The sequence below is a fragment of the Thiofilum sp. genome (assembly GCF_016711335.1).
In the GTDB taxonomy this organism is placed as follows: Bacteria; Pseudomonadota; Gammaproteobacteria; order Thiotrichales; family Thiotrichaceae; genus Thiofilum.
This window is the reverse complement of sequence record NZ_JADJTF010000001.1, coordinates 2429025-2440768: the sequence shown is the minus strand read 5'-3', so window position 1 is coordinate 2440768 and position 11744 is coordinate 2429025. Positions and strand designations below refer to the sequence as shown.

The 11744-nt window shown below is 43.4% G+C and carries 8 protein-coding genes; 1 reads left to right on the top strand and 7 read right to left on the bottom strand.

The window, feature by feature from the left end:
- Window positions 1–23: 23 nt before the first annotated feature.
- The 5 genes from modF to IPL34_RS11560 form a co-directional block, all read right to left on the bottom strand.
- The gene (gene modF / locus IPL34_RS11580) at window positions 24–1433 is read right to left on the bottom strand and encodes a molybdate ABC transporter ATP-binding protein ModF (protein ID WP_296841608.1); all 1410 of its coding nucleotides are present in this window, start codon (window positions 1431–1433) and stop codon (window positions 24–26) included.
- 70 nt (window positions 1434–1503) lie between these two features.
- On the bottom strand, window positions 1504–2175 hold the full coding sequence (locus tag IPL34_RS11575; protein WP_296841607.1) for a DUF4276 family protein: 672 nt from the start codon (window positions 2173–2175) through the stop codon (window positions 1504–1506).
- The gene (locus tag IPL34_RS11570) at window positions 2172–3284 is read right to left on the bottom strand and encodes an AAA family ATPase (protein WP_296841606.1); all 1113 of its coding nucleotides are present in this window, start codon (window positions 3282–3284) and stop codon (window positions 2172–2174) included. Before IPL34_RS11570 ends, IPL34_RS11575 begins: the two co-directional genes overlap by 4 nt.
- A 73-nt stretch (window positions 3285–3357) precedes the next feature.
- A complete protein-coding gene (locus IPL34_RS11565) occupies window positions 3358–4413 on the bottom strand; it encodes a GTP-binding protein (RefSeq protein WP_296841605.1) in 1056 nt (351 codons plus the stop codon).
- A gap of 211 nt (window positions 4414–4624) precedes the next feature.
- On the bottom strand, window positions 4625–5446 hold the full coding sequence (locus IPL34_RS11560; protein ID WP_296841604.1) for a DUF3299 domain-containing protein: 822 nt from the start codon (window positions 5444–5446) through the stop codon (window positions 4625–4627).
- Window positions 5447–5770: 324 nt separating this feature from the next.
- Here IPL34_RS11560 and IPL34_RS11555 point away from each other — a divergent pair, with 324 nt between their 5' ends.
- Window positions 5771–9175, top strand: a complete 3405-nt coding sequence (locus tag IPL34_RS11555; RefSeq protein ID WP_296841603.1) for a hypothetical protein — start codon at window positions 5771–5773, stop codon at window positions 9173–9175.
- A gap of 208 nt (window positions 9176–9383) precedes the next feature.
- On the opposite strand, the gene hisD is transcribed toward IPL34_RS11555, so the two are convergent.
- Both hisD and IPL34_RS11545 read right to left on the bottom strand, forming a co-directional pair.
- Entirely contained in the window at window positions 9384–10679 is a 1296-nt protein-coding gene (hisD, locus tag IPL34_RS11550) for a histidinol dehydrogenase (protein WP_296841602.1), read from the bottom strand.
- Window positions 10676–11743, bottom strand: a complete 1068-nt coding sequence (locus IPL34_RS11545) for a 3-deoxy-7-phosphoheptulonate synthase (RefSeq protein ID WP_296841601.1) — start codon at window positions 11741–11743, stop codon at window positions 10676–10678. The genes hisD and IPL34_RS11545 overlap by 4 nt, the downstream gene beginning before the upstream one ends.
- Window position 11744: the final 1 nt, after the last annotated feature.

The window sequence follows — 11744 nt, the reverse complement described above, 5'->3', positions numbered from 1 at the left end:
ATTCATTATCCTTGGTTCTTAACTCATCCTAATGCTTTATAGTGGGTAATCCCAGCAATACGATCATGCGGATGGTGGTTGACATAAAGCACCGTAGTTTCAGTCCCCGCACAAATTTTTTCAATCAGGGCTAACACTAAACGTCGATTCATATCATCTAATCCCAAACACGGTTCATCCAAAATCAATAAGGCAGGATGCTTAACCATAGCACGGGCAATCAGTAATAAGCGTTGATCACCAAATGAGAGTTGATTAAAAGGCTGATCGGCACGTTGACGCATACCTAATACATCAAGCCATTGATTAGCCAGTGCTTTTTCAGTTTCAGTATATTTCTGGTACAAGCCAATCGAATCGTAAAAGCCGGAAATAATCACATTGCGCACGCTAATACTGACCCGATATTCCCACTGTAAAGCGCTCGATACATAGCCAATATACTGCTTAATCTGCCAAATACTCTCCCCCGTGCCGCGTTGCATACCAAACACGAAAATGTCATTCACATAGCATTGCGGGTGATCACCCGTGATCAGATTCAGTAGGCAGGTTTTACCACTTCCATTAGGCCCTGTAAGTTGCCAATGTTGTCCTTTTTCAATAGTCCACTCCTCGTTGTCTAAGACTACTTTTTCCTCATAAGCAATCCGAACATGGCGCATTTTGACTAGAGGTTGAGCGGGATCTAGTGCAGGTGCGGTACTTTTGATGGCTGGTGGAATGGTGAGGTTAGAGGTTTTTAAATGCAGTAATTGATAGAGATTATCTAACGCAACCTGATCAGAGCGAGGTACTTGATGGACTAAAGCGCCGTGATCCATATAAGCAAAATGATTAACAAAATCAGGTACTTCATCTAAACGATTTAATACCAAAATCAATTGTGTTGTTTGCGAGTAGTGTTGTAATAGCTGCTGCAAAAATCCCATGGAATCGATATCTAAGCCATCAAAGGGTTCATCCAAAATAAGTAGTTGCGGCTTTTTAGATAGTGCCTTGATGAGTAAAGTTTTGCGCGTTTCTCCGGTAGAGAGTTTGCGGAAACTACGCTGGAGTAATGGCTCAAATTGAAAGGCTTGAATCAGTTGTTGCAGCAATTCGGTATTGTGTGGCTCTGCGGTGAGTATTTCAAATACTGGAGTACCTTCACTAATAATATCGAGAATATCAGCGTCGTCTTTGCGTCGTTCTTGCTCGATCAGTTCCGCCTGAGCTTCAAACGACACAATAGCCACCTCGTGGGGTAAGCCTGTGATCGTACCGGATAAGCACTCACCTGCTCCTACTAGGGTCGCCGCTAATGCTGACTTACCTGAACCATTAGCGCCTAAAATCACCCAATGTTGGTTTAGCTCTATCTGCCAATCGGTTGGCTGTAAAATAAAATGCTCACCAAACTGCGCACTGTAGGCATTTAGGCTAATGGTCATTGCTATGCTCTCAATTCAATCTAAAGGCTCAATATCATAGCAAGAGATAGGGCAAGGCTCGAAGGGGCTTTTACAAGGCCGGCAACTGTTCTAATTGAGTCAACCATTGATTAAAACGTGGGCATTGAGCACGAATTGTGCTTAACCCTATTTCTAAAGCGACCAGTGAACCATGCAATGGTTTATCATAGGCAGTAAATAATTTTAATAAGCGCTTACTAGGGGCAGTTTCTCGACTATTATTAATCACTTCAGGACAAACAAAAGAGTCACGAATTGCTTGTAATGCACTCAGCAATTGTGGTTGACTTAGACCATTAGCTAATGCATTCACATCACTAAATAATAAACCCTCAAACTCATACATCTGCACATAAGGAATAAAACGTTGCAATACCTCACTACCCAGCTTATTTTGCAATTCACTTTTTAAAGCATTTTCGACTGTCTCAGCTTTAACTTTAAAATCAACACAGTAAGAGGCATCCTCTTTTCCGGGAAAGTCTTCTGGTAAACCGTAAAAATCAAATAGGGTAGTACAATAAGCAGATTTATCACCTAGTAAACGACCACGCACATCTTGAAATAAGCGCTCAAAGCGAAAATTACCACCTTTATGTCCTGGACGACCAATTAATGAAGGAGTTAAGTAAATATTACGGGCAATAAAGTAATCAGCTAGTACTTCATTAATAAAAGATTCCTCAGTTTGTCCCTCACAAATAATATGAATACGAATCATGGTTGTGGTCTCCCGCCGAGAATATTTTTCTCCCATAATTCGCCTGTCGAATACTCTTCTAACCACAGGTCAAATTCATCAGCATCAAGCCTTTTAAAAATAGATGCGCCCTTCTCCCGCTCCACAATAATTAAATCCTCCAAACTAAACTCATTGACTAAGGGCACTGATTGGGTCGAAACAATGACCTGCATACGTTTAGAAGCGGAGCGTAATAGTGAGCCTAATAAAGTAATCGCATAAGGATGTAAACCTAACTCAGGTTCATCAATAATAATGGTAGAGGGCGCTTCTGGTTGTAATAATGCAGTGACCAAACAAATAAATCGAATAGAGCCATCTGATAGTTGACTAGGCCATAAAGCATAATCGCTGTCCTTCTGTCGCCAGAGTAAACGAATTTGCTCCTCTTCTGTGGGTAGTTTATTAGGCTTTAAAACAAAGTCATCAAAAAAGGGAATAGCTAGACTAACCGTTTTGCGAATTTGTTGATAAACATCGGGGTACTCTAGTTTTAAACGATACAAAAACGCAGCTAAATTAGAAGCATCTTGGCGCAAATACTCATTATCATGCAAGGAACCTAAACGCTTTACTCCAGCGGTATCACTGGTATCATGAAAATGGAAAACTTTCCAATTAGAAATAGACTCGTAGCAATAATCAACCATATCATTTTGAGGTCTTTCGTAATATTCATGCTTTAATTTAGACTCTACATGACTATCTCCTAGGTTTCTCCATGTTTTCCCAAAATATACACCTTTAAAATAGAGAGCTTCAGTTGAAAAGAAAAAGTCACCAATGAAATCAGGCTCTAAAGTAAACTTATATCCATTCAGACCGAATAGGATAAAAGACTCGATTTTACTAGTCTCTTTCACTCCAAAACTTAAAACTCTATCTGCCCCCCCTTGCTTAGCTACCCAACTTTGTAAACGTTGTTCAACTAATTCACTGAGCATCCGAAAGTACGAAATAAAATTACTTTTCCCCGAACCATTCGCTCCAATCAACACATTCAACTCTCGCAAAGGAAACCGCTCTAACTGCTTGATAGATTTAAAACCTTTGATGGTTAAATACTCAATTGCCTTAGTTGTAGTCATGGTGTATAGCGCCTAGTGATCATGTGATTATTATACTTCAAAAGTACATTGGTCTTGAGACTAAATAGGAGGGCTAAGCCCCTCGCTCTATGACTGCCCTAAACTCTTGCAATACCCCCTCCATCGCTCGCTCCTCCCTATCAGCCGTAATAAACACCACTCGACTGGTTTGATCTGCCTTACTCCAATGTTCTAGTACTTGCTCTGGAAAGAGCAAATGCTGCACAGCGTGAAGTACTACGGGATTAGCATACTGCACAGTATGCAAAATCGCTTTCATGCGTAATAAATGCTGATCACAAAAACCCATTACTACTGATAAACCTAATTTGATACGCTCTAAATCAACAGGTTGATCGAATTGAACTATAAAACTCTGGATACGCTTATCTGTTTTTATAGAAGCCTTATCATTCAAATATAAAATTGGCAACTTGTAGTCTATATTCAGTAATTTTAATGCTGGGGGATTAAAGGCACTGACTAAACTAGTAATGGTCTTGCGCAAATTAAATAATTGATCAGGCTCTATTTGTCCGTGTTGTACCGTTTGAATAATGGCTAAGGGATTTAATGCTTGTAAGCGCTGTTGTAGTATCTTCAAGTTAGCCGAATCTACTAAATCAGCTTTGGTAATTAGTAATTTATCGGCACGGGTGACTTGTTGTACTGCTTCAAAATGCTCATTTAATTGGTGCATACCAAATACTGCATCAACGGTAGTAATGACTCCATCAATATAGTGACGCTCGGCTGCCCATTTAGCTTGCACAAACGTGGCTAAAATAGAGGTAGGATCGGCTAAACCCGTGGTTTCAATAATAATGCGTTGATAGGGCTTGAATTTGCCACTATTGCGTTCCATCCAGAGATTTTTTAGGGTCGGCAATAGCGTATTTTGCATAGCACAACACACACAACCTCCTGCTAATAACGCCATAGGAAAACCCGTTTCCCCTATTAATTGCTGATCTAATCCGACACTCCCAAACTCATTGATTAATAAGGCTACTGGCTCGCCGTGTGCCCAATCAGATTGTAGTAATTGGTTGAGTAAAGTAGTTTTGCCACTGCCTAAAAAGCCCGTTAATAGCGTGACGGGAATACGTGCTTTTGAGGTAGTAGTCATCGTGAGTCCTGAAATCATCAACTAAAGCCCTATTAAATCAAATTTTTTATCACCTGACTTTATGACTAATAAAAGCAAGGTCTAAGTAGTGATTCAAACGTTATCGAGCATTTCTTCCGCAGTCGCTGTGAATACATCTTTGTACGCTTCAAGGCGGCATCCGTGCCACCAAGACTGCTCCAGAAATACCTGATAACTTTCACTCAAGTACTTACTGAGGCGTAGGGTTAAAACTAAGTGATTGATCTAGTTTACTATCTTGATAAATTTCGACATAGGCGTCTTTAATTTGATAGCCTGCATAAGCTAAATCCGTGGTCGCTTTTTCAGCAATTAATGTACCATATACCCAAACTGGCTCAGCTATACGCTCTAAACCAATCCCTTTACCTGCTTGTGGTTGGACTAAAATCGTTTGACTCAACGGCGGCGGTGGTAAATGAATACAAGCACCATAATAAGGTACTAATAAAAAGTCTTTAACCAGCCCTTTAGTTTCATCAATTTCTAAGGGCGCAATAAAACCGGGTAACTTAACCTTTTTACCGTGCATAGCGGGATTAACCGGTGCGGTGTCCAGTGCTTTTTGCATCTCTTCCATCACCTTGTCTTCTTCGGGATCACCTTCGGGAATACGATCAATAAGCGGTTGATAATGTTTAATAATATCTGCCATCCCTTGTCCGGGAAGCTCTAAACTTTCCCAAGCAATGACTGGATAGACACTCGGTTGATCTGGCGCTTCACCCTCACCACCACTAGGAATAAGGTCTTGTATTTTAGTGCCTACAGCGGGTGCTGCTCGCTCAAAAGGTAAGACGGCTAAGTTTGGGTCTGAAGTATTTATTTCAGTCCGAATAGGATCTTTAGGACTAGGACTAGGACTAGGACTAGGACTAGGACTAGGACTAGGACTAGGACTAGGACTAGGACTAGGACTAGGCATGGGTTGCGGAGGAGGTGGAGAGGTAGATGAATCACACCCCACGGTAATGATTAAGATACTGATTAGTATAGCTATTATAGGTTTCATAGAAAGAGGTAGCTGAGGTCTCTAGATTACACTTAGTGCTTAAACTACTCCCATACAGACACAGGGTCATTAAAACCTGTGAAACTTCTTATTTTACGACTCATTATTCCACACTCCACCCAAAATCCGCCGTTTAAAGCCTAAAAAAACAACACTTTTTAGCACTACTTGCCGATCATATCCCTATAAATGCAGCTTATCCTAATTGCTATTATAAAAATTACCATTATATGAATAAATAGAAACTATAAGAGCAGCACTAATAACTCCGTGCGTAATTAATTAACAATTCTTAGTGAAAAATCACAATAAGGAGCTACCTTAATGTTTAACCTATTTAATATTTTTGGTTCTGGCACTCGTACTACACAAAGTACTCGTACTCCAGCACCTGCTCCAGTCCCCACTACGACTAATCGTTGTAATACCTCCTCCCCTATTACTACTCAAAGCTCAGGTGGTTTATTTGGGAGTGTGCAAAATTTAGCGGGATCGCTGTTAGGTCAAGTTACAGGTATGGGTAGCTCCTTATTAGGTGGTGTTACCAGTGGTAGCTCTCCTAAACCTAGTAATGTTAGCCCCAATAGCACTACTACCCCCACTCCTGCGCCCACTCCTAGTCCGGTAATTGTGACAGGCACTACGATTGCAGGTAAACCTACTGTGAGCATCACGGTAGATGGTCGCACTGCCGATAACAATGTTATCCAATACCAAGACAGCACCGGTCAATGGAAAACGCTTGACCCTAGAAACCCTCCTAGCATCAAACTAGATCCCAATAATGTGCGTTTGTACAACCAAACCCAAGGTTCTATCGCTAGTGCCAGTAATAATGGGGTAAAGGTTAATATCACCACTGATGGCACTATTGTTATGGCTTTCGAGGATCGTACTGGCTCTAAAGCACCTAATGATAAAGACTATAATGATGTCACGGTCACTATTAAAAATGCAGCGCCACAACCCGCGCCTAAACCAGTGCCCGTCCCTGCACCGATTCCTGTACCAGTGCCTGCCCCTGTGCCAGCGCCTAAACCAGTACCTGCACCGATCCCTGTACCAACACCTGTTCCCGCACCAGCACCGAAACCTATTCCTACTGAAGTCGTTCCTCCTCCTACTGTTAGTGGTGGTACGGTCACTGTTCAGGTAAAAGGCTTATTACAAGGTGCTTATAATTCAGCCAATGGTTTAATGCGTGATGATTTACGCACTCAAGGCTTTTTACCCGCTAACCAACCCTATACCAGCATGGGTTATAATGGAAGTGAGACCTTATCCGCTGCTACCGCATCAACTACTGGCAATGATGCACCTGTCGATTGGGTGATGGTGGAATTACGTGATAAAAACGATCCTTCTAAAATCATTACGCGCCAAGCTGCTGTTCTACAACGTGATGGTGATGTAGCGAATGCAGCCACTAATAACCCTGTATTGAGCTTTAAAGATATTCCAGAAGGCGATTACTTCATCTCCTTAACCCATCGCAATCACTTAGGCGTAATGACTAAAGCGCCTGTGACTATCATGGATGATAAAACCGTAGCAGTAGACTTTACCAAAGCTACTACTCAAACTTATGGCACGAATGCACAAGCCTTAACTCAAAATGGTACTGCTTTAATGTGGGCAGGGGATGCTAATGGAAATAATAATGTCATCGCAGCAGGCCCGAATAACGACCCTAATTTAGTGTTATCCGCTGTGTTAACCGCGTTAGGTAATAGCGGTGGTAACGTAAACTATATTCTAAATGGTTATAAAAATACTGACTTAAACTTAGACGGTAAAACCATTTACGCAGGTCCTAATAACGATACCAACGTTATTTTAGGCAATGTATTACAACACCCCGGCAATAGTACTGCCTCAGCTAACTTCATTATTAACGGCTCACGTCCTGTGGGTACGACTGTTCCCGGCAGCACTACTGGTAGCGGCTCTACAACAGGTACTGGATCAACCACTGGAACCGGTTCTACCTCAGGGACGGGTTCAACTACTGGTACTGGATCTACCTCAGGTACAGGCTCTACTAATCCCATTGATCTGAATGCCGTGGTGACTAGCTTAGCAACCAGCATTGGTATCTCTGCGGCAGATTTAATGAGTATTTTTGCTAGTGTCGGGCTGAGTGCTGATCAACTCACCCTATTACTCAGTAGTCCAGAAGGTGTTAATGCACTGATGAGTGCTTTGACTGAAATTTTATCTCAAGGCCCTACTACAGGTAGCACAGGTGGCTCTACCAGCGGTACAACAACAGGCTCTACTACTTCTGGATCAACGACTGGCTCCACTACTTCAGGATCAACCACGGGTTCAACGACTGCTGGCTCTAGCACAGGTACAACTTCTGGATCAACAACAGGTTCTACTACTGGCTCTGGCTCAACCACTAGTTCTACTACATTAAGTACTGAAGCCACTGCGACTTTAACGAGCCTAGCCTCTAGTTTAGGTATGCAACCTACTGCTCTAGTAAGCTTATTTAATAGCATTGGTATCACCACTGCTCAGCTAAATACCTTACTAAGTACTCCTGACGGTCTGAATAGCTTAATGGGTTTATTAACTCAAGCTGCTAGTGGTCAAACAACCACACCTAGTACCACTACTACCTCAGGCACTACTACTGGAACCACCACGACAGGAACTACTACAGGTACAACTTCTGGTTCTACCACAACCGGAGCGACTACAGGTACAACTTCTGGTTCTGCCACAACGGGCACTACTACCAGTACTACTACTAGCTCCACTACCTTAAGCACCGAAGCGACAGCTACTTTAACGAGTCTAGCCTCCGGTTTAGGTATGTCTGCTGATGCATTAGCAGGCTTATTTAATAGCTTAGGGATTAGCACTGCACAATTAAATAGCTTACTCAGTACACCAGAGGGTTTGAATAACTTGATGGGTCTATTAACTCAAGCTGCAAGTGGACAACCTGTAACACCTAGTACCACTACTAGCACCAGTACTACTAGCAGCACTGGTACAACACCGGTTTCAACCACTACAACTACCAGTACTACTAGCACCAGCCCAACTAGCACTAGCAGCACAGGTTCAACTACAGCTAGTACAGGTCTAGCAGGTTTAGATAGTGCCACATTAAGTACCTTAACTACTTTAGCCACTGGCATGGGAATGCAAGTTGCTGACTTAGTATCAATGTTTAATGGTTTAGGTATTAGCTCTAGCCAATTGAATACCCTACTCAGCACACCTAGCGGTTTAAGTACTTTAATGGGCTTAGTGACGCAAGCGATGAGTGGTCAAGGTCAAACTAGCGCTAGTGTTACTAGCACAACTACGACCCCAAGCACCAGTGCTACCAGTACAACTAGCACCACGACAGCACCAACCACCAGCACCACTGTGACTAATACGTCCAATGTTTCTGGTAATACCATTAATGCTACTGGCAATGTGACGATCAGCGGTTTAAATACCAGCGCTATGCAAGTATTGAATAGCTTAGCCACTAATCTAGCCATGCCAGCGACTGAATTAGCAGGATTGTTTAATGGTCTTGGTATCAGCAATACCCGCCTCAATGCGCTACTTACCTCACCACAGGGAGTAAATAGCTTAATTAATATGCTGACTCAAACCTTAGGTCGCCCTATCAGCATCACTGGTAACTTAGGTGGCACTGGTTCAGTGGTTTATGGTAATAGCACCATTGGCTCTAGTGTGAATGGTAAGTTTGTTTAAGCTAATCTCACTCACCTAACCAAACAAAAGGGAGCCTAGGCTCCCTTTTGCTTTCAGTGGTTTTTTAGTAGCTAAGTACTTGAATCAAAGTTATCGAGTATTTCTGGAGCAGTCTTGGCGGCACGGATGCCGCCTTGAAGCGTACAAGGATGTATTCACAGCGACTGCTGAAGCAATGCTCGATAGCTTTTGTATGACTACTTAACTATTAAATCCGATACTCAGCCGAGCACGCATGAGCGATTAAACCCTCACCCCGCGCCAATACGGAAGCAATCTTACCTAAACTAGATGCCCCCACAGCCGAGCAATCAATTAATGAGGAGCGTTTTTGGAAATCATACACCCCTAAAGGACTAGAAAAACGTGCCGTGCGCGAAGTAGGCAATACGTGATTAGGTCCAGCACAATAATCTCCTAGAGCCTCAGCGGTATAACGTCCCATAAAGATAGCTCCCGCATGACGAATTTGTTGAGCCACTTCACGCGCATTATCCACCGATAATTCTAAGTGCTCTGGTGCAATGTAATTCGCAACCTCAACCGCTTCAGCCATGTCTTTAACCAGAATCAAAGCTCCGCGTCCCTCCAGTGAGGTATTAATAATGTCCTTACGTGGCATGGTTTCAACGAGCTTATTAATGCTAGCTTTGACTTGTTCAATAAAGGCGGCATCAGGACAGACTAGAATGGCTTGAGCATCTTCATCGTGCTCGGCTTGTGAGAATAAATCCATAGCAATCCAATCAGGGTTGGTTTTACCATCACACACCACCAGAATTTCCGAAGGCCCTGCGATCATATCAATGCCCACCGTGCCGTAGACCATACGCTTAGCGGTCGCCACATAAATATTGCCGGGGCCTACGATCTTATCTACTGCGGGAACCGTTTCTGTACCATACGCTAAAGCAGCCACTGCTTGAGCGCCACCGATAGCAAATACACGATCCACATTAGCAATCGCGGCGGCGGCTAATACCAGCTCATTCACTTCACCCGCTGGGGTCGGAACTACCATAATTAATTCGGGAACACCTGCAACTTTGGCAGGGATAGCGTTCATTAGTACCGAAGACGGATAAGCCGCCTTACCACCGGGCACATATAACCCCACCCGATCTAAACAGCTCACCTGTTGACCGAGTAACGTACCATCCGCCTCAACATAGCTCCATGACTCCAGCTTTTGGCGCTCAGCATAGGCTTTAATACGCTTAGCGGCTTGCTCTAAGGCAGAACGTTGTTCAGCGGGCAAATTAGCCAGAGCTTGCTGTAAGCGAGCTAAGGGTATTTCTAGCTCACTCATACTGCTGACCTGCATACGATCAAAGCGATTGGTGTAGTCCACCACCGCCGCATCGCCGCGAGTACGCACGTCTTTCAAAATACCATTCACGGTATTAAATACCGCATCGTCTGAAACACTTTCCCAAGCTAATAGCTGTTGTAAGTCTTGCCAAAAGCTGGGAGCAGTGGAATTTAATTCTCGTACCCTAGTCATGCATTGACTCTCCTACGTTGGCGCACCGCTTCGGCTAATTGCTCTAGCACTTGCGCGGTAGTATCCCAATTAATGCAGGCATCGGTAATACTTTGACCATACACTAACTCTTCACGTTTTTTGCCGTCGGCTTTTTGATTGCCTTCTACCAAATGGCTCTCAATCATCACTCCAGTAATGGCTTTAGAACCAGAGGCGATTTGCTCCGCCACGCTATTGGCGACTTCAGGTTGACGGCGATAGTCTTTATTACTATTGGCGTGGCTGAAATCGACCATTAGATAAGGGGGTAGCTTAGCTTTGACTAAGGCATCTACCGCCGCTTGTACGCTAGCTGCATCATAATTAGGCTCACGCCCACCACGCAGAATTACATGGCAATCTTCATTCCCGCGTGTGGCAAAAATCGCAGTGCGCCCCTCTTTGGTGACAGACAAGAAATGATGGGGACGGGAAGCAGCAGCAATCGCATCGACCGCAATATTCAGATTGCCATACGTGCCATTTTTAAACCCAATCGGGCACGAAATACCTGAGGATAATTCACGATGCCCTTGGCTTTCAGTCGTCCTTGCACCAATCGCTGCCCAGCTAATTAAATCGGCAATATATTGCGGGCTGATTAAATCCAGATATTCCGTGGCAGCAGGCATACCTTGCTTAGCTAAATCGAGTAATAACTGACGAGCTAGACGCAGACCTTTATTAATATGGAAACTATTATCGAGATCAGGGTCATTAATTAAGCCTTTCCAGCCCACCGTAGTACGCGGCTTTTCAAAATAGACGCGCATAATAATATGCAAATCTGCTTTGAGCTTTTCGCGCAATACTTTTAAGCGTCCTGCATATTCTAGGGCCGCATCCACATCATGGATGGAACAAGGTCCGACCACCACTAATAAACGATCATCTTGACCGTGAATAATGTCATGGGCCTCTTGGCGGGCATTAAAAACCAACATTGACGCATCTTCGTTTAAAGGAAGATCACGCAATAGCTCTACGGGTGCAATTAATTCGTGCATACCTACAATACGCAAGTCATCGGTTAAATATTTCATG